The 24,370-nt window shown below is 49.4% G+C and carries 20 protein-coding genes; 11 read left to right on the forward strand and 9 right to left on the reverse strand.

From position 1 onward, the window contains the following. Positions 1-447: 447 nt before the first annotated feature. The 4 genes from ACN6MW_RS23350 to ACN6MW_RS23365 all read left to right on the forward strand — a co-directional run bounded on the left by ACN6MW_RS23350 (position 448) and on the right by ACN6MW_RS23365 (position 7,072). Positions 448-6,093, forward strand: coding sequence for a GH32 C-terminal domain-containing protein (locus ACN6MW_RS23350; RefSeq protein WP_419872281.1), 5,646 nt, complete (start codon positions 448-450; stop codon positions 6,091-6,093). Positions 6,094-6,308: 215 nt separating this feature from the next. After that, positions 6,309-6,593 carry an SRPBCC domain-containing protein gene (locus ACN6MW_RS23355; RefSeq protein WP_419872282.1) on the forward strand — a complete coding sequence of 95 codons (285 nt, stop codon included), beginning with the start codon at positions 6,309-6,311 and terminating at the stop codon, positions 6,591-6,593. Next, positions 6,587-6,751: a hypothetical protein gene (locus tag ACN6MW_RS23360; protein ID WP_419872283.1), complete on the forward strand. Its 165-nt coding sequence runs from the start codon at positions 6,587-6,589 to the stop codon at positions 6,749-6,751. The genes ACN6MW_RS23355 and ACN6MW_RS23360 overlap by 7 nt, the downstream gene beginning before the upstream one ends. A gap of 141 nt (positions 6,752-6,892) precedes the next feature. Next, positions 6,893-7,072: an MOSC domain-containing protein gene (locus ACN6MW_RS23365; protein ID WP_419872284.1), complete on the forward strand. Its 180-nt coding sequence runs from the start codon at positions 6,893-6,895 to the stop codon at positions 7,070-7,072. On the opposite strand, the gene ACN6MW_RS23370 is transcribed toward ACN6MW_RS23365, so the two are convergent. Continuing rightward, positions 7,064-7,684 (reverse strand): transglutaminase-like domain-containing protein, encoded by a 621-nt coding sequence (locus ACN6MW_RS23370; RefSeq protein WP_419872285.1) that lies wholly within the window; start codon positions 7,682-7,684, stop codon positions 7,064-7,066. The two genes, ACN6MW_RS23365 and ACN6MW_RS23370, sit on opposite strands and share 9 nt — an antisense overlap. Positions 7,685-8,099: 415 nt before the next feature. Here ACN6MW_RS23370 and ACN6MW_RS23375 point away from each other — a divergent pair, with 415 nt between their 5' ends. Genes ACN6MW_RS23375 through ACN6MW_RS23395 form a run of 5 tightly spaced genes read left to right on the forward strand, consistent with a single transcriptional unit; the run spans position 8,100 to position 13,801 of the window. Continuing rightward, positions 8,100-9,116 (forward strand): ABC transporter ATP-binding protein, encoded by a 1,017-nt coding sequence (locus tag ACN6MW_RS23375; protein ID WP_419872286.1) that lies wholly within the window; start codon positions 8,100-8,102, stop codon positions 9,114-9,116. Further along, entirely contained in the window at positions 9,103-10,038 is a 936-nt protein-coding gene (locus ACN6MW_RS23380) for an ABC transporter ATP-binding protein (RefSeq protein WP_419872287.1), read from the forward strand. Before ACN6MW_RS23375 ends, ACN6MW_RS23380 begins: the two co-directional genes overlap by 14 nt. A 5-nt stretch (positions 10,039-10,043) precedes the next feature. After that, a complete protein-coding gene (gene opp4B, locus ACN6MW_RS23385; RefSeq protein ID WP_419872288.1) occupies positions 10,044-11,006 on the forward strand; it encodes an oligopeptide ABC transporter permease in 963 nt (320 codons plus the stop codon). Between the two features lie 26 nt (positions 11,007-11,032). Next, on the forward strand, positions 11,033-11,938 hold the full coding sequence (locus ACN6MW_RS23390; RefSeq protein WP_364142933.1) for an ABC transporter permease: 906 nt from the start codon (positions 11,033-11,035) through the stop codon (positions 11,936-11,938). A gap of 15 nt (positions 11,939-11,953) precedes the next feature. Beyond that, positions 11,954-13,801, forward strand: a complete 1,848-nt coding sequence (locus ACN6MW_RS23395; protein ID WP_419872289.1) for an oligopeptide ABC transporter substrate-binding protein — start codon at positions 11,954-11,956, stop codon at positions 13,799-13,801. Positions 13,802-13,949: 148 nt separating this feature from the next. Here the strand turns inward: ACN6MW_RS23395 and ACN6MW_RS23400 are convergent, their stop codons facing one another. From ACN6MW_RS23400 to ACN6MW_RS23410, 3 genes are read right to left on the reverse strand one after another with little or no spacing between them, the layout of a single operon-like run. Beyond that, positions 13,950-15,641, reverse strand: coding sequence for a CotH kinase family protein (locus ACN6MW_RS23400; RefSeq protein WP_419872290.1), 1,692 nt, complete (start codon positions 15,639-15,641; stop codon positions 13,950-13,952). A gap of 18 nt (positions 15,642-15,659) precedes the next feature. Beyond that, positions 15,660-16,376: a DUF4956 domain-containing protein gene (locus tag ACN6MW_RS23405; RefSeq protein WP_419872291.1), complete on the reverse strand. Its 717-nt coding sequence runs from the start codon at positions 16,374-16,376 to the stop codon at positions 15,660-15,662. 1 nt (position 16,377) lies between these two features. Next, a complete protein-coding gene (locus ACN6MW_RS23410; protein WP_419872292.1) occupies positions 16,378-17,091 on the reverse strand; it encodes a polyphosphate polymerase domain-containing protein in 714 nt (237 codons plus the stop codon). A gap of 157 nt (positions 17,092-17,248) precedes the next feature. Between ACN6MW_RS23410 and ACN6MW_RS23415 the strand changes: the two genes are divergently transcribed. Beyond that, the gene (locus ACN6MW_RS23415) at positions 17,249-18,499 is read left to right on the forward strand and encodes a purple acid phosphatase family protein (RefSeq protein WP_419872293.1); all 1,251 of its coding nucleotides are present in this window, start codon (positions 17,249-17,251) and stop codon (positions 18,497-18,499) included. Between the two features lie 147 nt (positions 18,500-18,646). Here the strand turns inward: ACN6MW_RS23415 and ACN6MW_RS23420 are convergent, their stop codons facing one another. Beyond that, complete coding sequence (locus ACN6MW_RS23420; RefSeq protein WP_419872294.1) at positions 18,647-20,167, reverse strand: sensor histidine kinase; 1,521 nt, start codon at positions 20,165-20,167, stop codon at positions 18,647-18,649. Next, positions 20,164-20,850 (reverse strand): response regulator transcription factor, encoded by a 687-nt coding sequence (locus ACN6MW_RS23425; protein WP_419872295.1) that lies wholly within the window; start codon positions 20,848-20,850, stop codon positions 20,164-20,166. The genes ACN6MW_RS23420 and ACN6MW_RS23425 overlap by 4 nt, the downstream gene beginning before the upstream one ends. Before the next feature lie 205 nt (positions 20,851-21,055). Between ACN6MW_RS23425 and ACN6MW_RS23430 the strand changes: the two genes are divergently transcribed. Further along, a complete protein-coding gene (locus ACN6MW_RS23430) occupies positions 21,056-21,997 on the forward strand; it encodes a peptidoglycan-binding domain-containing protein (protein WP_419872296.1) in 942 nt (313 codons plus the stop codon). 155 nt (positions 21,998-22,152) lie between these two features. On the opposite strand, the gene ACN6MW_RS23435 is transcribed toward ACN6MW_RS23430, so the two are convergent. The 3 genes from ACN6MW_RS23435 to ACN6MW_RS23445 are packed head-to-tail and all read right to left on the reverse strand — an operon-like array spanning position 22,153 to position 24,369. Then, a complete protein-coding gene (locus ACN6MW_RS23435; RefSeq protein ID WP_364142914.1) occupies positions 22,153-22,584 on the reverse strand; it encodes a protein-tyrosine phosphatase family protein in 432 nt (143 codons plus the stop codon). Between the two features lie 45 nt (positions 22,585-22,629). Continuing rightward, entirely contained in the window at positions 22,630-23,052 is a 423-nt protein-coding gene (arsC, locus tag ACN6MW_RS23440) for an arsenate reductase (thioredoxin) (protein ID WP_419872297.1), read from the reverse strand. Between the two features lie 24 nt (positions 23,053-23,076). After that, on the reverse strand, positions 23,077-24,369 hold the full coding sequence (locus ACN6MW_RS23445) for an arsenic transporter (protein WP_419872298.1): 1,293 nt from the start codon (positions 24,367-24,369) through the stop codon (positions 23,077-23,079). Position 24,370: the final 1 nt, after the last annotated feature.

A 24,370-nucleotide genomic window follows, 5' to 3' on the forward strand; every position in this document is an offset into this window, starting at 1 on the left:
AGCAATCCGCAAGATCAATCCACAAGAGCAACACGCAAGACATTCCGCATAAGGAATCTTCAAATGTGTCCACTGGAGCTCGGTAAGAGCGATCCTCGTGAGCAACCCACAAGAGCGGCCAACCTGATCAGCTTTCCTGAGCAATCTGCAAATGCAGTCCGCATTAGTAGTCCGAATGAGCAACACACAAGAGCAACACACAAGAGGAACACACAAGAGCAACACACAAGAGCAACACACAAGAGGAACACACAAGAGGAACACACAAGAGCAACACACAAAAGCAATTTGCAATTGCAGTCCTTATGAGTAGTGCGAATGAGCAGCCTACTTGAACAGCTCACATGAACAGTCAGCATAAACAGTCCCCAAGGGCGCGGCAGCAACAACTCGGCAGGTGTAAATAAATTTTAATAAATTGTTCTATAAACAGTAGGAGGTTCATAGATGCGTATTAATAGAATAGGTGCGTTGCTATTAACAGTTTCGCTGGTGTGGTCATTGCTTCTTCCGATACATGCCGCCAAGCATATATATGCCGCGGAAGCTGCACCCGTAATAAAAAAGATGCAGGGCTACACGCCCATTTCCGGGAGCTGGGTTACGGAAGGGAATGCGGCGGTTAGCGGAAGCAGCGGACCTGATGCCAATGCATTTTTCATGTCATCGACCGGGGTCAGCTCGTATTTCGAATACGAAGCAACCATCACGGTGGATGAAAATACGCCTTATGGCGTGGGTTCGCTTGTGTTCCGATCGAATGCGGACGGCAGCAAAGGTTATGTCGTTAGCTTGGACCCTAATATGGACAAAGTTAGATTGTTCGATAGGGCGACAAATCAAGACGTAGGCCTGCCCTATGCGCTGGCACTGGAGCCGGGTACGCCTTACCATGTCAAAGTAAGCGGGGATGGCGCGAGCCTTCGCGTATACGTGGATCAACAATTGGCGCTGGATGTGCAAAGTGCCTTTTATTCGAGCGGGAATGTCGGCCTGCATATTTATGATGGAAATGTACATTTTACGGAGGTCAGCACCCGTGAAATCAATACGAATATCACCGGCTGGAACACCAGCAGCGGACAGTGGACGTTGTCGTCACAAGGCTTGGCAGCATCTGCTTCTGAAAATGAGAACGCTTACACGATAGCCTCGACCTACGGGGATGATCTAACCTATGAGGCGGACATTCTCATTCGTGACCGTTACGCCGTAGCAGCGATGCTGCTTCGCTCGAACGCGAGCGGCTCGCAGGCCTATGCGCTGCAGGTCGACCCGAACGCCGGACGGATACGGCTGATCGATTCGAACGGAGATCGTGAGCTCGGCGTTTTTACGGCGGAGCTTGAGGTCGGGGAAATTTACCATGTTCGGATTAAGGCGGAGCAGTCGAAGCTGGAGGTTTATTTTGGCGGCGGTTACGCTCCGAAAATAGCGGTTACGGACCATGCTTATCCGGCCGGTCAGGTGGGGTTACAGCTCTTTAATGGAGCTGCCGTATTTCAGAATATGACGGTCAGCGTCTTTAAAACGAATCTGGGTGGATGGTCCGCGGATACCGGAGCTTGGACGCCGCACTTGGAGGGGCTGAAGGGTGTGAGCACGGGTACAGGGACAGCGTCGCGCATGTCTGCAAGCGCAGCTTCGGATCTGGTGCTCGAAGGCGACGTAACGGTAGCTAACGCTGCAGGCTCTGCAGGCCTTCTCTTTCGTTCGAATGCAAGCGGGAAATCCGGTTACGTAGCGGAGATCAATGCGGCAGCGAACCAAATCCGCTTACTGCGGGCAAGTGACAGAAGCGTCATTGCGAGTTCGCCGCTGACCGTACAAATCGGCAAAAGCTACCATCTTGAAGCGGTCGTGAGCGGTGCTGACATTAAGATTTATTTGGAGGCCTATGCTGAGCCAGCAATATCCGTGCAAAATAATGAATTTTCTAGCGGCCTGGCCGGCTTGGAGGTGACGGACGGAACGGCTTATTTCCAAAATATTCATTTGATGGACAAAGCGGATTATCAGGCCGAGCAATATCGACCGCAGTATCATTTTACGCAGCCAAGAGGGTGGGCGAGCGATCCGAACGGACTCGTCTATTTCCAAGGGGAATATCATCTCTTCCATCAGGATGGCGGACAATGGGCGCATGCGGTCAGCACGGATCTCGTTCATTGGAAGCCGCTTCCGATTGCAATCGAATGGAATGAGATGGGACATGCATGGTCCGGATCGGCCGTTGCGGATACCGAAAACAATTCCGGTTTGTTTAACGGTGTGGCAGGAGGCGGATTAATCGCTTATTATACGTCATTTAACCCGGATAAATGGAACGGCAATCAGAAAATCGGGGTGGCCTACAGCAGCGACAAAGGCCGCACATGGTCCTTCTATGAGGACAATCCGGTTATCGAAAATATTGGCGGCGCGGGAGCGGGATGGGATTTCCGCGATCCAAAGGTCGTTTGGGACGAAGAGCATAATCAATGGGTAATGGTCGTATCGGGCGGCGATCATATTCGCTTTTTCACCTCCGTGAACTTGCTCGATTGGACAGCCATCGATTCATTCGGCTACGGCGCATACGTGCACAACGGCGGCGTATGGGAATGCCCGGACTTTTTCCCGTTAGTCGTTGACGGCGTGAAGAAATGGGTGCTGATGATCAGCACGGGCGCACGGGCCGAAACGAACGGGTCGGATGCGGAATATTTTATCGGCAGCTTTGACGGACAACGCTTTACCAGCGACAATCCTCCGGAGACGGTATTGCGCCATGAAAGCGGCAGAGACATGTATGCTGCCATGACCTTCGCCAATATGCCTGATGGACGCCGGGTAGAGCTCGGCTGGATGTCGAACTGGGACTATCCTTTTGCGTTTCCGACCTCGCCATGGAAAGGACAAATGTCCGTTCCCCGCGAGCTGATGCTTAAACAAAATGAAAATGGAGGCATTCATCTCGTACAGAAGCCCATCGGGGAGCTCGAAACGCTCCGAGGGGATGCAATGTCTTGGAGCAATGAAGTGATCACCCCGGAAAGCGGCAATTTGCTTGCAGGCGTGACGGGATCAGCCTATGAAATCGTGGCGGAGCTGGAGCTGCCAGTCGAACAGGCGGCTGCGGAATTTGGCTTTGGTGTCCGGGAGCTTGGCGGGGAAAAGACCGTAATCGGCTATCAAACCGGCTCCAATAACCTGTTCGTTGATCGGACGGCGGCAGGTAGGAATGATTTTACGGAGCTGTTTCGTCCGGTACAGGAAGCAAATCTTTCTCCCGATGCAAACCGGCATATTCAATTGCGGATATTCGTGGACGAGTCCTCGGTTGAAGTATTCGGCCAAGACGGAACGGCTGTTATTTCGAGTGTGATTTTCCCGGGTGCAGCAAGGGACGGCATGAGCTTTTACGCCAAAGGCGGTGAAGTAAAAGTAGTCTCAATGGATGTATATCCGCTGAAATCCATTTGGAGTGAGGAAGCTGGCGCTGGCGAAACTGGAGGCAAAATGGTAATGGACGCCGGCACGCTGGAGCTGGCAGTCGGCCAGGCGCATCGCCTCTATGCTTCGGTGCTTCCGCATTCCGCGGCCGATAAAGCATTAACATGGAGCACGAGTAATGCTGCTGTCGCCGGCGTTTCCGGTACCGATTCACGAAGCGTTCAAGTAACGGCGGCCGGCGAAGGCAGAGCGGTTCTAACGGCATCGACGCAGACTGGCGGCGTAGCAGGCCAAACGGTTGTAACCGTAGGCAAGCTGCAAACCAATCTTACAGGCTGGCATGCTGCAACCAAAGGAGAGTGGTTAACGACATTGGACGGAATTTCCGGCAGGTTCGATAAGGATTCGAGTTATATGTCGGAGTTCAGCGCGCGCAATTTCACATACGAAGCTGATTTGAAGCTTGATTCCGCCGGCGGCGCAGCCTCCATGCTGTTCCGCGCCAATGCGGACGGATCAAGCGGCTATTATTTCAACATCGACCCCAATATGAAGGCATTGCGTCTGTTTTATAAGGATAACGGGGCGTTTCAGGACGATCAGCTGGTAGCGAAGGTGCCAGCCTTCATTTCGCCCGGAAAAACCTACCGCATTAGAATCGTTGCGAGCGGATCGAATATCAAGATTTATTTTGACGGCGGCAGCGAGCCGATTATAGACGTAAACGACGTGACCTTTGCCAGGGGCTATTTTGGCTTAAACGTTTTCGGAGGGAAAGCATCCTATCAGAACGTGATTGCCGCAGCGGCGGAGCCATTGCAGGAGAAAGTCTATAAAATCGTAAACCCGAACAGCGGCAAGGTGCTCGAGGCTGACAACGGGACGAACGGCGCACGCGTGAGGATTCAAACGGATTCGGGCGCCGAAAGCCAGAAGTGGTATGTGGAAGAGGCAGTTGACGGCACCTTTACGATACGCGGAGCCTTAAGCGGGAAAGCGCTTGACGCATCGGGATCAGACAACGGTTCACCAATGCAAATCTGGCGGAATTTCGGCTTCGGCAACCAGCGCTTTACCCTGCCAGAGAATGAGGATGGCACGATCGGCATCGTAGCCGTGAACAGCGGGAAGGGATTGGATGTGGACAGCGGCCGCACCGAAGCCGGAACGGCTGTGCAGCTCTGGGAGCGGAACGAGTTTGCAGCGCAAAAATGGACGCTGGTCGAGCTTGCTCCGCAAGGAGGCGGTGACGGCAGCGTCGGCGGGGATGAAGGCGAGGGCTCCGGGGACGGAGAAAGCGGCAATCCGGATGAAGGAGGCGGCGACGGAAACGGCAGCAATCCGGGTGAAGGAAACCCCGGCAATGGTACAGTTTCTTCTGATTCGGGCGTTATCGGCAGCGGATTAATAACGACGCTGATGGATGGGCAAGCCATGTCCTTTGCCGCGGCCAAAACCGAACAAACGGCAGAAGGCAGCTTGACAACGATTGTGTTGGATGCGGACGAATTAAAGCGATTGCTTGGGACTGGAAAAAAACATAGCCTGGCTATACATGCCCCAGCCGCGGAAGAGGTTCGCTTAGAAGGCTTGACCGCGGCGGGAATGGATTTACTTAACGTCAGCGGATCTACGCTAACCATTCATACGGCATATGGTATATTTCCTCTTGAAGCAAGCAAGGATTGGAAGAAAAACCTAGCTTCGTTCGGGAGCGCGGTTTCTAGCGACGACATTAAAGTCAGCGGCAGGTTTGGCAAAGCCTCTGAGCAAGTTATGAAGCTTTCGAAAGAAACCGCGGCCAAAGGCAGCTATGCCATACTGGCCGACCCTATTCTTGCGGAGGTATCGCTCAGCTACGGCGATTTGAGCGTGGAGATGTCCAACGCGGGGAAAACCATTATATATTTGGCGCTGCCCGCACAAATGGATCCGGCCAAGCCGGCAACGGCGGCAGCCGTGTATGCAGACGGTTCCATCTCCCCTTTGCCGACGGTAATCGAACGGGTCGGCCAAACCGATTATGCGAGAGTAATCGATTGGAACAATAGCTCGATGTTTACGCTGGTTGCTGACGGGCAAACGTTTTTGGATACGGACAGCCACTGGGCAAAGGAAGCAATCGACAGCCTTTCTTCGCGCCTTATCCTTACGGGGACGGGAGAGCATTTGTTCTCGCCTAAACGCAATGTCACTCGCTCCGAATTTGCCGCGGTTCTTGTCCGGTCGCTCGGATTCATGAAGCCTGTCGCAGAAGGAGAAAGCCGATTCTTGGATGTGAAGGATGGCATGTGGGAGCATGACGCTGTATTCATTGCCGCGGAGAAGGGATTGATAAGCGGCTATGAGGACGGGAGCTTTCGCGGCAGCGCAAGTTTGACGAGGGAGCAGGGCATGGTCATGCTTGCGAATGCGATTAAGCAAATCTTAGGGGATTCGCACATTCCTTTGACTGCCGCCGAGGAAGCTGAAATATTAGAGAACTATAGCGACGGCGAAGCGGCTTCTGTTTGGGCGCGGCCATCCATAGCCTACTTGATTAAGGCCGGCATTGTTAAAGGCGATGCAAGGAAGCAGATTCTGCCTAAGCAGTCCCTATCGAGAGCCCAAGCGGCAACCATCATTCATAACCTGCTGAAGGAGCTATCGTATATTTAAATCATAAGAGCTCTTGATCACGGCCAATGCAATATTGGTCGGGACAGGGGCTCTTTGCTTGTCGGCCGGATGCGGCAAAACAAAAACGAAACACAGTCATTCTAAGAGAATAAGCAGAATAAACAGTCCGGTAAGCGCGGTTCGGCCTGTATCGCTTGATATTCGCATTTATATTATAATAATAGCAGCTAATAAATGGAAAAAAGGGTCTGTCTATGGAGATGGTAACGGTAGTATGCAGCATTTGGATACCCGCTCTGCCGGAGCGGGTGTGGCAGGCAGTAACGGAAGGGGAGCAGCTCTCCTGCTGGTATTCCCCGGGCTCGCCTTGGGAGATCACAGAACTGAAGGCGGGTGAGACGGTTTACTTTCATCATTCACCGAATAAATATCATGAAGGTTTAGAGGTTGTGACCATGCGGGCTGTCATCGAGACCGTCGAAACCCATCGGATTTTTGCTTTGCGTTGGGATCTTGCGCATCGGATCCGGTCATGGTAACGACGTTTATCGTAAAAGCTGAGAATGAGGGTACGCAAGCAACCATCACCGAAACGGGTTATGAGTCAGAGGAACAGGATAGGCCGACTAAGGAAGGTTATGCCATGTCGCTGGAGAACCTAAAAGCGTTTATCGAAGGCACAAAACTGCCCTATTGAGGTTAGATCATGAGGAGGTATTCCTATTGCTGCGGATCGGCGTAATTAGCGCAATAAACCGGTATCCGGTGAGAGGGAAGCGGTTATAGTGAGAAGGATTGGATTGGGAAACGGCTATCCATTGGCAGCGCCCAACTGTATGTGGATAAATACTGTGACCGCTGCTCGATGGTTACGCTGGACCCGGATACCCTGGAACGCGATGGCACCTTATTGAAAAAAATTAACGAAGAGATGAATTTAAACTTCGGGGTGTATGCATCCGTCGAGAAAACGGGAGTAATCCATGCCGGTGATCAGGTGCGGCTGGAGTCACCCTAATGCCTCTATTTCAGTTGGCAGAGAGTGAAGACACATCGTTAAACAATCCGTATTTTGTTTCAAAGCGGTTATCGTTTGGAAAAGGGGATTGACGTATATCGTTGGATAGTCAATTTCGTCATATGCTTCACGAATAGGAAAAGCCAACTGTTCTTTTTTTAATGAAAACTCCGCATTGACACCAATTTTGTTTCCTCGGGCATCCATTCTTATCCATCGGCCTAACGATGCAAGGTATGAAGCATTTAATGCATGAATACAGTAACCTGTACTAGGTGTGTCTCCTAAGGTTAATCTTTGGTAGCAAAAGCCGGTAGGAATCCCTTTGCTTCTTAAAATAGCGCCTAGCAGATTGGATTTCGCATAGCAAATGCCTTCTTTAAAATAAAGAACCTCTGATGCTTTGCAGGTAATTCGCATACTCTGAATATCCCATGAGTGCGCGATTTGGTCACGGACGAATTCAAATGACGTTTTTACAAATTCGATTTCATTGGAAGACGACTTATAGAGTTCATCCGCTTTTTCTCTTATCGACAGATGCTCATAATCGATTTCCTCTGTTGCTGCCAAATAATCTGCAAAGCTATTGGATTCGGCGATCAATTCCACTCCATTTCACCTCAATCGTTTCAATAAGCATAGTAAAGAAGCTTTAGTACAAAATAATTATAATTATGCATTAAATAGTATTTTTATACAATAGTTTTAGAAAAAAATATACAGTTAGATAGGATTGCGAATTCAAAACCAATTAAAAAGTAATATGGAATATTATTGAATAAAATATTAATTATAATATTAGTGTAGATTTCCCCGCATAAACACTTGACATCACACAAAATTAACATTAGTATATGGAGAAAATAAGGGTTGTTAACCAAAATTAAGAAAATAAATATGAAAAATAGTATTACTTTAGTCGTATTGTTTTATTTTTTCGTTCAAAAGTCATAGTTTATTTATGTCTAAAATTGTCTGAATATTATGATAATTAAGACTTTAGTATGACGGTAGGGGGATTCCATTGAATGAAGAGCTGCTGAAACTCGAGCATTTAACGACCTCTTTTCGTATCGCGGACCATTATTATGCGGCAGTGGATGATGTAACGCTAACGCTGAGGGAAAATGAGGTGCTTGCCATTGTCGGAGAGTCCGGATCAGGCAAGAGCGCGCTGGCCTATTCGATTATGGGCCTGCATACGAGAGCGAAAATAGAAGGGAATATTTATTTCAACGGTCAGGATATTGCCCATCTTTCTCCTTCGAGGCTCAATAAGCTAAGAGGAAACGATTTAGGAATGATTTTCCAAGATCCCTTGTCGGCATTAAATCCGCTGATGTTAATCGGCTCTCAAATTGAAGAGGCCATTCTCCTTCATAAGCCTAAGCTTTCGAAGAAGGAAAGGACCAGCAAGGCGATCGAGTTGTTAGCGAAAGTAGGGATACCTCGTCCCGAGCATACCTATGGGCGATACCCTCATGAATTATCAGGCGGAATGAGACAACGGGTCGTTATTGCAATAGCGATCGCCAATGAGCCCAAGCTGCTAATCGCAGATGAACCGACTACGGCGCTCGATGTAACGATACAGCTGCAAATTCTAGAATTGCTTAGGAAGCTGAAGGAGCAAAGCAAGGCAGGAATCATCTTGATTACGCATGACTTGGGCGTCGTAGCCGAAATGGCAGACCGCGTGGCGGTGATGTATGCCGGCCAAATCGTTGAGATCGCCGATATTTATACACTTATTTCGAATGCAAGGCATCCCTATACAAGATCCTTGCTGCAATCCATTCCGACTGCAAATGAAGCGAAGTCGAGGCTCCATGTGATTCAAGGAATCGTACCGTCTCTGCAAAATCTCCCCCGTCAGGGCTGCCGCTTTAGGTCGCGGATTCCCTGGATCGATGAATCCGCGCATGAAGCAGAGCCGGTTATGCATGAGATTTCGCCAGGGCACTTTGTGAGGTGCAGCTGTTACAAGCATTTCCGCTTCTTTGATCCAAAGGAGGAGGATCGTCATCATGTCATTTCTTGAGGTTAGCGGTCTGAAGGTGCATTTTCCAAACCGCGGCGGCATCTTTAGCAGAAAGAGCCAGCCGGTCAAGGCGGTAGACGGTATTCATTTCTCCATGGAGCAAGGACAGACTTATGGACTCGTAGGCGAATCAGGATCCGGCAAGACCACGGCAGGACGGGCGATCATCGGCTTAAACACGATTACATCGGGCAGCATTCTTTTTGAAGGCGAAAAGCTTGCTGCAGGCGGTTTGCAGAGAAATCCGGCATTCCGCAGAGACATTCAAATGATATTTCAAGACCCTTATTCCTCATTGAATCCGAAGAAACGCGTATTGGATATTATCTCTGAGCCGTTGCGGAATTTCGAGAAGCTGTCCGCAAGCGAAGAGAAGCGCCATGTGCAGCAGTTGTTGGAGAAGGTTGGCTTAAGCCCGGAATCGATTTATAAATACCCGCATGAATTTTCGGGAGGCCAGCGGCAGAGGATCGGCATTGCAAGAGCAATTGCGCTAAAGCCTAAGCTGATTATCGCCGATGAACCGGTGTCAGCACTTGACGTGTCCGTACAAGCCCAGGTTCTGAACTTTATGCAGGACATCCAAAAGGAATTAAACCTTACTTATTTATTGATCAGTCATGATCTCGGCATCATTCGGCATATGTGTGATCAGATTGGAATTATGTATAAAGGCCGTTACGTGGAGCAGGGGACGACAGCGGATATTTTCGATAACCCCCAGCATATTTATACGAAACGTCTTTTATCGGCCATACCTGATATTGATCCGACAAAACGCGAGGAAAAGTATTGCTTCCGGGAAGCGGTGAAGGCGGAATATGAACAAGCCTATGCGAAATACTTTGACGAGGATGGCTTGGCTTATCCATTGAAACCAATATCAGAGACACATTTCGTGGCTTTGCCTGAGAGAGGTTGAGGACGATGTGGAGGACAGTTGCCCGAAGAATGATCATAATGGTGCCTCAAATTATATTATTAAGCATTCTTGTTTTTCTGATGGCAAAGGCAATGCCGGGCGATGCACTGACCGGGCTGCTCGATCCGAGCATCGATCCGGCTGCGCTGGATGCCCAGCGAGAGAAGCTGGGGCTTAATAATCCGTGGTATGTGCAGTATTGGGATTGGATCACGAAGGCCGTTCAAGGCGATTTCGGTCAATCGTTCCGCTTTAAAATGCCGGTGTCCGACCTGATCGGCCAGCGGATGATGAATACGGTTTGGCTGTCATTAGCGACATTAATCCTTACCTACCTCATCGCGATACCGCTTGGCATTACGAGCGGGCGATATCATGACACGTGGGCGGATCGATTGATAACGGGTTATACGTACTTAGGCTTTGCGGCTCCGTTGTTTATTTTTGCTTTATTGATGTTATGGGTGTTCGGCTTTCATTTTGGCTGGTTTCCGACAGGAGGAAGCATCGCACCGGGAGTGGAAAGCGGTACTCTGCACTACATCATGAGCAAATTTTATCATTTACTGCTGCCTGCATTATCCATGGCATTAATTACAACGGTAACAACCGTGCAACTGCTGCGGAGCGAGATTATCGACACGAAGCAGAAGGATTTCATTATAACGGCAAGAGCAAAGGGCGCCTCTGAATCCCGCGTGTATCATCGCCATATTTTACGGAATTCATTATTGCCGATTGCTGCGTTCTTTGGTTATGAAATTACGGGTCTTATCGGCGGTACGGTGTTCATTGAGAGTATCTTCAGTTATCCGGGAATGGGCGAGCTGTTCTTGAGCTCGATTTCACTGCGGGATTTCAGCGTCGTTACGGCCTTGGTTCTCTTATATGGAGTGGCGTCCATACTCGGAGCATTAATTTCCGACATGATTTTAAGCATCGTTGATCCTCGTATTCGAATTAAATAAGATTCCGAGATTTTGAGGTGAATGAAATGAGGAAGACAACCGCCCCCATAGGTGCGCATACGCAGCTGGACAAAAGTCCTTCAAGCTGGAGCATTATCTGGCGTGAAATCGTTCGGGACAAGGTCGCCTTGCTATCGTTGGTTTTTCTGGGTCTAGTCATCCTGTCCGTGTATGGCATATCCCTTGTGCTGGACCAGGAACAAATCGTAACGATAGATTTATTCGAGCTGAAGCAGCCGCCTTCTTCAAAATACTGGCTTGGCACCGATTATGGCGGACGCGATGTTTTTGGACAATTAATTATCGGAACCCGCAATTCTTTGTCTATCGGTATTATCGTTACTTTCCTTACAGGGATAATTGGCGTTGTAGTAGGACTCATCTCCGGTTATTTCGGGGGGACGGTGGACAATGTCTTTATGCGATTTGTCGATTTCTTTATGATTTTGCCGACTTTAATGATCGTGATCGCTTTTGTCACGGCGGTGCCCAAATATAGCATCGTATCCTTCTCGCTTATTATGACGGCCTTTCTATGGATGGGGATCGCAAGGCTGATCCGCTCCAAAGCGCTGCAGGAGAAGGAGCTGGATTATGTTCAAGCATCGAAGACAGTAGGCTCATCCCACCTGAAAATTATGCTGTCGCAAGTGCTGCCGAATTTAAGCTCTATTATTATTGTCACGATGACCTTAAATTTGGCGGCAAATATCGGTTTGGAATCCGGTCTTTCCTTTCTGGGATTCGGCTTTCCGGAGAGCACGCCCAGCCTGGGCACTTTAGTCAGCTACGCTAGGGATCCGCAAACGCTAGAGTCTAGATGGTGGATTTGGTTACCTGCATCGTTACTGATTTTGGTATTGATGTTGAGTATAAACAATGTCGGTCAAGCGTTAAAGCGTGCGACGGATGCAAGACAAAGAAAAGGATAATAAAGGAGGAAAACGATGGTGAAGAAGAAATCTGTTTTTTCAAGGTCATTAATCTTACCGTTCATGCTGGCGCTTCTCGTCTTTCTTGCGGCTTGTACTTCCGGCAATGGGAACGAAGCGGGCAATCCGTCACCGACCGACGGAGGGGATAAGCCGGCTCCTACCGAGAGCGAGAAGCCTGCAGAAGAAGATGGCCTCTATTCCATTGATGATTTCAGCAATGTGAAGAAAAATGAGGGCGAAGCGATAAAAGGCGGCTCCATCACCTTCGGTCTTGTATCGGATACGCCATTCGAAGGAACGCTGAACTTCAACTTTTATTCCGGCGACCCGGATTCTCAGGTGCTGGCCTGGTTTGATGAAGGGCTGCTGACATGGGATAAAAACTATGTGTATACGAATGACGGCGCTGCAACGTATGAGGTGTCGGAAGACGGCAAAACGTTTACGTTCACGATCCGTGATAATGTCAACTGGCAGGATGGCAAGCCGGTAACTGCCGAGGACTGGCTGTTTGCCCATGAAGTCATCGGAAATCCCAAATATGACGGGCCTCGTTATGACTCCAATTTTACCAATATTGTAGGGATGAACGAATATCATGAAGGTAAAGCAAAAACCATCTCAGGCATTGAGGTGCTTAGCGATAAAAAGCTTAAAATTACGTACATTGAATCAACGCCGTCCTTGCTGACCGGAGGCGTGTGGTCTTATCCGTTAGCAAAGCATATTTTCGGCAATATGGATGTAGCGAAAATCTCTTCTTCGCCGGAGGTACGCGAGAAGCCGATCGGCTTCGGGCCTTTTAAAGTGAAAAGCATCGTTCCTGGCGAATCGGTCGTCTATGAGAAAAATCCGGATTACTGGCGGGGAGAGCCTGCGTTGGATGAGGTTATTCTGAAAGTTATTAACCCAACGACCATCGTTCAGCAGCTCGAAAGCGGAGGAGTCGATCTTGTAGATTCATTCCCGGTTGACCAATACCCGGATAACGCGAAGATGGCGAACGTTGAATACCTGGGCGCCATTGACCGTGCCTATACGTATATCGGCTTTAAACTAGGGAAATGGGATGCGACGGCTAAAAAGGTAGCTCCTGATGCAAAAGCTAAAATGGGCGATGTGAATTTGCGGAAAGCGATGGCGCATGCAGTCGATAATGATCAGGTCGGCAAAAAATTCTATCACGGGTTGCGCTGGAACGCGACGACACTGATCCCGCCGTCCCATCCGGAATACCATGATGCCACGAATCCGGGGCTTGCCTATGATCCGGAATTAGCGAAGAAGATTTTGGATGACGCCGGATATAAGCTGGACGGAAAATACCGTACCAATCCGGACGGAAGCGAATTAGTCATTAACTTTATTTCCATGACCGGTGGGGATATTGCTCAGCCGCTTGCTCAGTACTATGTTCAGTCCTGGCAGGCGATAGGATTAAACGTTCAGCTGGAAATGCTGGAATTCAATACTTTCTATGACCGTGTCGGCTCTAACGGCGAGGATGATCCTAAGGTGGATGTTTACCAAGGCGCATGGGGCGTAGGCATAGACGTTGACCCTGCAGGCTTGTATGGACGGGACGCCATCTACAATTTCTCGCGGTATGCGAGCGAAGAACAGGATCGTCTGCTTAAAGCAGGCGTATCGGCAGAAGCCTTTGATGTGAAGGTTCGTCAAGGCATTTACAAGGAATGGCAGCAGCTCATGGTAGAAGATGTTCCGGTCTTCCCAACCTTGTACCGCGCCGTGATCGTTCCGGTTAACAAACGGATACTCAATTATGCGATTGGCGATGGAACGAATTTGTATCCTTATCAGATTGCCGTATCGCAGGATAAACCGGTTGTAGCGAAGTAATGGGCTAAGGTGCCAATATTGTTGGGAAAGGGTCCGGCCCGCTGAGGCCGGGCCCTTTCCCAAAGCTATAGTAAGTTAACCGAAAAGATCGCAAGCCGATTGCCCGGGGGCAAAAAGCTGCGATCTTTTTGGTTGGTTGAGTAGTAAGCTATAGCCGTTTACGTTTGTAAAAGACAATGATTGCACAGGAGAGTAGAAGGAGGATCAACGCGATGCCCGTTGCTGCAGCTTCCTTTGGACTGCCTTGAGCCTGTGCCTGGGTCTGCTGCGTGCCCGGACCGCCGAAGCCGCCGCCCATACCGCCTTGCCCATCAGGCCGCTGGCCGCCAAAGCCGCCTTGCATGCCGCCTTGCTGGTCAGGCATCGGCATCATACCGCCACCAGGAGCCATGCCTTCGCCTCCGGGTGACGCTTGTCCATCGGCGCCTGGCGCAAAGGCAGGTGCTTCCGCATCGGCGCCGGCTGCATTGGGCTGTGCTCCGTTCTGCAGCACATTTGGCCGTTGGCCGCCAAAGCCGCCGCCCATGCCCCCACCGCCTAGGCCGCTGTTTCCGCTGCCCGATCCGTCTCCGGAGGAAGGAATTGTGCCGGCAAGCTGCTGTGCGACAGAGCTTGTTTGCGTCTTATTAAAGGAGATGACCTGGGTGATGCCCTGCTCGTACTGTTCATACGTGTAAAAGGAGGAAGGATCGGCCTCGACATAGCTGGATATCATAGCTTTAATCTCAGCGATTCTTGCTTGGAAGCTTTCATCTGCCAAATAACTATCCAGCATGCTTTGTATGATTTCATGATATTTTTCCTTGTAAGCTTCAACCTTCAGCAGCTTATCTACGAGCGGGCGATCTGCTACCGTTCCGGTAGTAGGCTCATCAATCAAGACGCCGGAGCCGCCGAAGCCGCCGAAGGACATATTATAATCCCAAGGCAAAACATTGAATAACCCGTCATCCTCATAAAGGTAATAGTTATGCTTTTTCTCGGACAAATAGCTGTCAAAGTTTCCGGCTACCCCATTGAGTGCGATGAATTTTAAGGCCTCGTCTACATCCAGCACGCTCTCGTAATTTGTGCCGTTGTTCAGTTCATCGAGCATATCCAGCAAAATATCCCCGTTGGATTTCTCCGACTTCAAATCAAGCCCGGTATAGGCATCGATGGTCTCGAGCCAGTTCAGCTCGCTGCCGCTTCCGCCGTTTGCTTTGTAAAGCGCGCCGTAAGCATTGCCGAAGTTGCGTTTAAGGTAGGCGTCGCCAATTTGCTCTACTGCCAAATAAAAGCCCCAAAGCTCGCCGTTGACGTAAACATTCACATAGGAATATTTAGGCGTCGGAAGCCCCATTTGCTCAGCCAGCTCATATGATAAAAATTCACGCATATAAGAGGCATCGCTATAGTTGTTGTTCAAGTTGATTTTGCTTATTCCCTGGAGAGTCTGATTGACGTACTCGTCAAAAGAGATTTTAAAGCTGTACCGGTCGGAATCGGTCATTCTGACAACGCTGTTCAAGCTGAGATTTCCTTTGGTGCGTATGCCGACGTTTTCAAGCTTTTGACCGTTGTATTCTACAGTCGCTTCTTTAAATTCTTCGGCGCTGGCATTGTCCAGCATGCTTTGAAATTCCGTTTCATCGATCGTGATTTTGACATCTACTACTTTATCCTTCGGAAAAACAGTCTCATCAAGCCTTTGCTCATCTGCTGATTGCTCATTTTCGCTCGCGTTCGTGCTCGCGCCCGAGAGGTTGAAGGATGTCCCGCCAAAGGAACATCCGGTCAATCCGATAACCAGGAGAATAGAGCAAAAGCCCAATAAGAAGAATGGAGCCTTTGCTTTCATTGGAGCACCTCCAAAGTATTATGAGACATAATCACCGCTGTAACTGATGAGTACGGCGTTACGTACGCCTGAAAGCTCAGTCAATTGGTTAATAAAGCGGCCGGTTTCGTCGCGAAGACGAACCTCAAGCGTCATTTCGATATTGCCCTGCGTCACTGATTTTTGTTTGACGTTGTAACGCTTCACAAGTGAACCGATTTGTTTATGGACGAGCTGTTCCGTAGCATCGCTGTCACAGTTCACGACGAGCAGGTATGGCGATTCGACGGATCCGCCTTTGACGAAGAAGAACAGAATGAGACCAACAACGACAGAACCGATGACCGCTAGCGTGAAGAAGCCTGCGCCTGTTACAATCCCTGCTACCGCAGCCCAGAACAAGAAGATAAGATCGGTTGGATCCTTGATCGGCGTTCTGAAACGCACGATGGACAGCGCGCCGACCATCCCGAGCGAGAGCACGAGGTTGGAATTAATCGCAATAATGACGACAGACGTAATCATGGTCATACCGATTAGCGATACATTAAAGCTCTTCGAGTAAAGCACGCCGCTGAAAATTCTTTTGTACAGGAGGAATATGAAGAAGCCAAGCAGGAAAGCGACACCAAGCGTAATCAATATTTTGGACAGGCTGATGTCGGAAGAAAAGTTTTCGATCACTGATTTTTTAAGCACGTCGGCAAAACTAGTGGCTGTCTCCGTTGTAGCGGCAGCAGGTGTAGCGGTTTCCATTTTAATAATCCTCCCAAGTGTTGAATTTCAGATGTTTTCGGCAGATCACGTATTTTGAAGCGGATTGCCGGTTAAGGCCTTCGAGCTGCAAAGCGATTTTGATATAAGCGGGAATGTAGGCATCGTATTTGACCTCTAGAATGATAAAGTCATTGTCGAGGGCACGGATAGGCTCCAGGCTTTTGTCAAAAATATCGACGGCATGCAGGCCGGTGCGCAGATCCTTGTCAAAGGTGATCCGTACATTGCCATTGTCGCAGACATAAGGCTCGCGGACGTAATCAACGATAACCTTTGGCCTCAGTAAGTGATGCTTCATTTCATTATGGATTTCGTTCAAAAGCGGCTTGTCCGGCTCTTTCAGCACATCATGGTCACCGGCCATAAGCCTGTCGTACATCTCTCTAGTGAGCGGCTCCTTCACCTTGGCGATATAGTCTTTGAACTTGATTTTTTTCTCGAAATGAATGACATGGTCTTGGCCGTTATAGATCCGGATGCGGTACTTCTTCCGGTCCCGGACGCCGCCCAGCTTCTCATGCAGGGCTTTGTTGTTGATATCGTCAAAGTACAAGCTTCGGATATGGTATTCGCCGGTCGGACCGACATGCTTGTCGGGGTCCATCAAATCCTTCAGCCTCTGGCGGATAATGAAGTATTGATGATAATTAATGAAAAATTTCAATTCGTTGCGATAGTTTAAGTCTTTGTTCATTTCACACCTCTTTACATGTTCAGCGCCCCTGATTGCTTACAAATGCTATTCTACCGGCCTTTACTTATTCTTAACTTAAGGCCGGCTGAAAGATTGCTGAATGCGCGAAATGCAGGTTTATTGTTAAGATATAATGAAGAATAATAGAGATAGAGGAGTGGATATCTTGAAGTTTCGTAAAGACGTGCTAGTAGTGCTCGCTTGCTGCGTACTGTTAATCATAGGCGCAGTCGGAATGGAGTGGCTTCGGACGGATCATGCAAAAAAACCGGCAGCGGTTGTGACCACGTTTAAGGGGGATCCGATGACAAGCCGTGCTTTTACTTGGTATAGCTCGAATTCGGAGGCTGACGCGATCGTGCAAGTCGTGAAAGGCGATGCAGCGAATGATTGGGAAAGTGAACAGGTCTTGACCTTTAAAGGCATGACGGCAACGGTTATTCCCGAAGACGGTAGTTTGAAGCAAGCCGTTCATAAAGCAGAAGCTTCCGGGCTTGAACCGGGAACGACCTATTCCTATAGAGTCGGAAGCGGGGAAGAGAAGGGCTGGAGCGCTGCTGCCGTATTTCAGACGGAAGTAGCAGACAAGGATAAGGTTACATTCATTAACGTAACGGATTCACAAGGTGTCACGGAGCAGGATTTCTCGCTTTGGGGAAATACGCTGGATAAAGCCTTTGCGGCCTTTCCTGAGGCGGCGTTCATCGTTCATAACGGCGATTTGACGGAGGAGCCGTCGGATGAACAGGCATGGACTTATTTATTTGAAAAAGCAAGCAAGTGGGTAACGCAGGTTCCGTTTATGCCGGTTACGGGCAATCATGATGAGGTTGACGGCAATGCGGAGCCGTTCGTTTCCCATTTCAACCTGCCAGACAATGGCGCGGAAGGCTCGATTCCGGGAACAAACTACTCCTATGATTACGGTCCCGTACACTTTGTCTTTCTTAATTCCGAATCAAATATCAAGGAGCAAACGAAATGGCTGCGCAGCGATCTTGAGAATACGGATAAGGCTTGGAAAATCGTCGCAATGCATCAAGGCCCATACGGCGTTAATACCTATAAGAAGGTGAAAGACTGGACGGAGCTTTTCGATGAGTTCGAGGTGGATTTGGTGCTGCAAGGGCATAACCATGAGTATTCAAGATCCTATCCGCTGCGTGACGGGAAAATCGTCGGCGACGGCGAAGCAGCCGTGCAAAACCGCGAGGGTACGGTTTATGTGGTGACGAATACGGCAGGGCAAAAGTTTAATGAGAAGAAGGAGGATAAATTTTACCATAAGGTGCATTTTCAGAACGAGAAGCAAATGTTCGCGGGCATCGTGATCAATGGAGAAACGCTGACTTACCAAGCTTATGATGTGGATGGCAAGAAGCGGGATGAGTTCGTGCTGGAGCACTAAAGTCACGCCTAGGGGCAGCAGCATGCAGCTCTTAACACTTATAAGAGGGCGGCGTATTGAGAAATCTCTTTGTTTTTGGGGATGAAAATGACAACAAGGGCAGCCCGGCATTTGCCTGGCTGCCCTTGTGCTTGGAATAAGTGATTTTTATTGCGGGTGAAGCGGAAGTGAAATCTGGAAAGTCGTACCCTCGCCGGGCTTGCTGATTACCTCAATGGCTCCACCATGGGCATCCACGATCGATTTGGTTATGGCAAGGCCTAAGCCGGCTCCACCGTTTTTCCGCGTTCGTGACGATTCGCTGCGATAGAAGCGCTCAAACAAATGGGGCAAATGGGCGGCTGCAATACCGGTTCCATTGTCCGTGATGCTGATGATCGCCTGATTTTCCCGGCGTTCAAGCTTTAATTTAATTGCGCCGGCTTCTGCATCGGTATGTTGAACCGCGTTAAGAAATAAGTTTAAAAGCACCTGTTTGATCTGATCGGAATGAAATTGGCCGCTTATGGCGGAGGCAACGTCAAATTCTAATTTGCGGTTTCCGGCAAGCAGCTGCAATTGCGGTTCCATTTCTAACAGCAGCTCATCGAGCCGGGCCGTTGACAACTGGAGCTGCGGGGCTTGATCAAGTTTCGCAAGCGCGAGCAAATCCTCCACGAGCCTGTTGATGCGTTTGGATTCCAGCTGCATGCTGTTCAGCGCGCGATGGAGCTGATCGGGATTGTCGGCAGCCCCGCGCAGCAGTACTTCAAGAAACCCGTGGATCGATGTCAGTGGCGTTCTCAGCTCATGCGAAGCATCGGCAACAAACCGGCGCATTTTTTCGGTGATTTTCCTCTCGGTCTCGAAGGAGGCATCTAACCGCTCAAGCATTCCGTTAAATGCATCTGACAAGCGATCGATTTCTTCCTGTCCTTGGCTTGCCGGGATGCGTCTGGTTAGGCTGCCGGCATCGGTTTGCTGGGCGGCAAGCACGACGCGGGATAATGGATTTAACGTACGGCGAAGCAGCGGTAAATAAAGTGCGAGCCCAGCCGCAAGTGCCAGAACGGAAAGCCCTGTGAAGATAGCAAGCTGAGTCATAAGCAGGTGTTTTAGCGAATCGGTTTCCGTGCTTACTTGTATAATCCCCGCAGCTTTATTTGGAGGTCCGGCATTCCGGAAGACGACAAGCTGCTCGACCCCTTCGGCATTTTCTAAAATTTTGTAATTCATCTGCTGGCGTTCTTGGAGCCGGTTCGAAATTTGGGCGTATTCCTCCGCTGACAGGAGCGGGGCGCTCGCCTCGGTATCCTTGGAGACATCGGTGACCGAACCGTCTGAATCAATGAAGACGATCGACAAGCCAGGCTGGTAAAACAGAGGCGAGTCCCGCCGCTCTCTTTGGGGGCGATCCGCTTTGATTTCATCGGCATCCTTATTATCAGGCTCAGGATGGCCGGTATCCATTTCGCCTTTCGTGAACCAATCCATTGGCATGGCCATGATTTGGGTATTTAACGAATCGGCTTTATTTTTAATGATGAAGTCCTTCATAATAATGTATTGAAGAACGCCGATCAGCAAAAGCAGCGCGGCTAAAATAAGCAAAGATCGGGATAAGAGCTGGTATTTGAGCGAGCGAGGGGCAAAAAACCTCGCGACGGCATGCGGAGTTCGGCGGCTCATGGCAAATCCATCCGATAGCCGGCGCCTCGCAGCGTACGGATAAGCCGATGCTCCTTGTCGTTCAATTTATCCCGCAAGGAACGGATGTACACTTCAACGATGTTCTCTTCTCCTCCAAATTGATACCCCCAGACCTTGTCTAAGATGAGGGATTTGCTAAGCACGACCCCGTTGTTCAAAATAATAAACCGAAGCAGCTCGTATTCCGTTGGCGACAGCTCAAGAATCTGTTCCATATAGATGAGCTCTTTGCGGCGGTCATCCAGGCGGAACGGCCCATAGACGACCTCGCCCAGCAAATTGGGGAATTGATTGCGGAGCCTCGCCCCGATGCGCGCGAGCAGCTCGCTGAAGCTAAAGGGCTTTATCAAATAATCGTCTGCCCCGAGCGTTAATCCTTTCACCCGATCCTCGACTTCATCCTTGGCCGTAAGCATAATAACCGCGATGTTATCTCCGGTTGCCCGAAGCGCCGCGCATACCTCAAAACCGTTCATGCCTGGCATCATAACATCCAAAATAACGACATGGGGCTGGAATACGCTCGCTTCCAGCAGCGCGGACTCTCCGTCATAGGCGACGCGAATGTCAAAGCCTTCATTGATAAGACCCAGCTCCAAAAACTGTACGATGTTAGGCTCGTCATCCACAAGCAATATTTTAATTCCTTTGAAGGACGTCATGTGTAATCCCCTTTCACTTAGATACCCATCTATTATCGGCTTTTTGAAGAAAAGATGCACCTGTTTGCCTGCAAATTTCAGCAAACTTTAAGCCGGTAGCGGGGAAAAATAGGTTTTGTGATCATGTGAATGATAAAGGAATGAAAACAAAAAATTGGGGATATTAAAGTGGTGTTTGATAAAAGAAAAGGATGGTGTATTTTGCATGCAGCAAAACAAAAAGGGATGGGCATCAAGTGAAACCAGCAATAAGATCGGAAGGCTTGCAGCAAGGTACATAGTTGCGGCATTATTGTCGATTGCGTTGATGCTCAGCATGCCTTATACAGGCCATGCGATTGGAAAGCATGCCAAGGGACCGGATGTTTATGTCATTCAAGGCATGTTGAAATCGATAGGAAGCTATTCGGGACCGATTGACGGTTATTATGGGGCCTCGACCGTGCGCGGCGTTAAATATTTTCAGAAAAAGCATGGGCTGAAGGCGACTGGCGCCGTGGATATAAAAACACTTAAATCGATTACCTATTCGTATACAGAAATGAAAACATCGATGAAGGCAAAAAGTAAAGCGAAATGGAAAGGAAAAGCGAAAGCAATCGGAAACGGCGGCGCAGGCGGAGGAGCTGGTGGCGGCGCAGGTGGTGGTGCTGGTGGCGGCGCAGGCGGAGGAGCTGGTGGCGGCGCAGGTGCTGGTGAAGGCGCAGGTGGAGGAGCTGGCGGCGGCGCAGGAGGCGGAGCTGGTGGTGGCGCAGGAGGCGGAGCTGGTGGCGGCGCAGGCGGAGGAGCTGGTGGCGGCGCAGGAGGCGGAGCTGGCGGTAGTGCAGGCGAAGGCGGCGGGGCAGGTAAATCCGGCGGAATCGGCGGCGGCCAAGGCGAGAACCAAGGCAAATCCGGCGGAATCGGCGGCGGCCAAGGCGAGAACCAAGGCAAATCCGGCGGAATCGGCGGCGGCCAAGGCGAGAACCAAGGCAAATCTGGCGGAATCGGCGGCGGCCAAGGCGGCAACCAAGGCAAGTCAGGCGGCAATGGCAATCTAGGCGGAGGCCAATCCGAAAATCAAGCGCCGAATGGCGGAAACTCGGGCAACCCTGGTAAGGGCGGCAATCAATCCGAGAATCAAGCACCGAACGGCAGCCAACAGTAGATTTATTATGCGATAAAAAGGGGAGCGGATTATTATCCGGCCCCCTCTTTATTTTTGATTCCGTTTAGATGAATAAATTGCCATTCGTTTAGGCGGAAAACTTTTTTAAAAAAGGAACGTTCAACGGCAATCTGCCATGCAAACGTTCCTTGTTATTATGAATAAATAGCTTCTAAAGATTTTCTTTGGGCAGGTTTAATATTCAAAATCGAGCGGATACTTTGGGCCTGACGCTCAGCATCTTCAATGGATTGGGCTAAGCCTAGCTCGAGGAGAGTCCCGTAAGCAACCATTCCCGTACGGCCCTTGCCGCCCCCGCAATGAAACGCAACCTTTTTACCTTCTTTGTAGGACGCTGCTACTGCCTTGATGGCGGAGTGAAGTAATTCTTCTTGCGGAACGTTAGCTTCATCTCCGAGCGGTACCTTGATCCATTTCAAATCTTCGCCAACCGCAGCGCACTGTTCTGATTCTTCGCGCAAATCGACGACGACTTCAACACCTTCATTATCCACCATGGTTTGAACGTCTTGGGCACCGCCCATATATATACGGCCAGGGATTAGTTCATGATAAGCTTTATTCATAGCAGAGCTCTCCTCGGAATTAATATTCTTTTGATACGTGACTTGTTATTGTCCTTCTTTCACAAACTTCTCGATTCGAGCCTTAATGGCGTTGCGAACGTTACGGAACTGATCCATGATTTCATCTTCGGTGCCGGTTGCTTTCGCCGGATCTTCGAAGCCCCAATGCCATTTCACCACATTCGGATTGGAAATAACAGGGCAGTGCTCATCAGCGTGACCGCAAAGCGTGATTACAAAATGAGCGCGGTTCAAAATTTCCGGATCGATAACATTAGAAGAATTTTGGCTAATATCAACGCCTGCTTCATGCATCGCTTGAACGGCTCTGGGATTCAAACCGTGAGCTTCCAGGCCTGCGCTTTTCACTTCGTATTGTTCGCTGCCGAGGGCATGGAGAAAGCCGTCCGCCATTTGGCTCCGGCAAGAGTTACCCGTACATAAAAAATAAACCAGTTTCTTTTCCATTTTTCCTATCTCCTTTGAAATCATTTAGTGGATGATGCTGAGCCATAAGTAAAGGCCTGCTAATGTAATCAACAGAACGGGAAGCGTTAGTGCGATTCCGATTTTAAAATAATAGCCCCATGTTATCTTCACGCCTTTTTTGGACAGTACATGCAGCCATAGCAGGGTGGCTAACGATCCAATAGGCGTGATTTTGGGCCCTAGATCAGAACCGATGACATTCGCATAGATAAGAGCCTCCCGTAACACGCCATTCGTATTTGTGTTTTGAATAGCCAAAGCATCAATCATTACCGTAGGCATGTTGTTCATTATCGAAGAGAGGATGGCAGCAATGAAGCCAGTGCCGACCGCAGCCATAAATAAGCCTTGATCCGCTGTCCATTGAAACACTTTGCCGAGCTGATCCGTGAGGCCGACATTCCGTAATCCGTAAACGACGACATACATCCCGATTGAAAATACGACAACCGACCAAGGTGCGCCCTTGATGACGGCTCCTGTATGAATAGCCGGGCTTTTCCGGGCTGAAATAATAAATACGATGGCTGCTGCGCCTGCAACGATCGATACGGGAATATGGATAAACTCGCTCACGAGGTATGCAATTAATAAGACGGACAGCACAACCCATGACAGCTTAAACATACGCATATCTTTTATTGCTTCACGAGGCTTTTTCAGCTGGTTAAGATCATAGCTCTTGGGGATGCTTTTCCTGAAAAATAGGAATAAAACCAGCAAGCTCGCACCGACTGCGAACAGGTTTGGAATCATCATCCGGCTCGCGTATTCGGCAAATCCAATGTCAAAGAAGTCAGAGGAAACAATATTGACCAAATTACTGACCACGAGCGGCAAGGAAGCCGTATCCGAAATAAATCCGCTTGCCATAATAAAAGGCAGAATCATGCGGTCGTCGAATTTTAAAGCTCTAACCATGGCAAGGACAATCGGCGTGAGTATGAGCGCAGCGCCGTCATTGGCAAAAAAGGCGGCGACGGCTGCGCCAAGCAGCACAACATAGGAAAACATGAGGTAACCATTGCCTTTGGCAAAGCGGGCCATATGCAGTGCCGACCATTCAAAAAAACCAATCTCGTCCAGGATAAGAGAAATGAGGATAACAGCGACAAATGCTAAAGTCGCGTTCCAGACTATGCCGGTTACGTCCCGCACGTCGTTAAAATCAACAACGCCAAACACCAGGGCAAGTAAAGCGCCGCCAACGGCAGAATAGCCGATATTCAAGTCTTTTGGCTGCCAAATGACGAATAACAGGGTAATAAAAAAGATAAGGGATGCGATAACGAACATA

It is taken from the genome of Pristimantibacillus sp. PTI5 (assembly GCF_048572955.1).
GTDB lineage: Bacteria > Bacillota > Bacilli > Paenibacillales > Paenibacillaceae > Pristimantibacillus.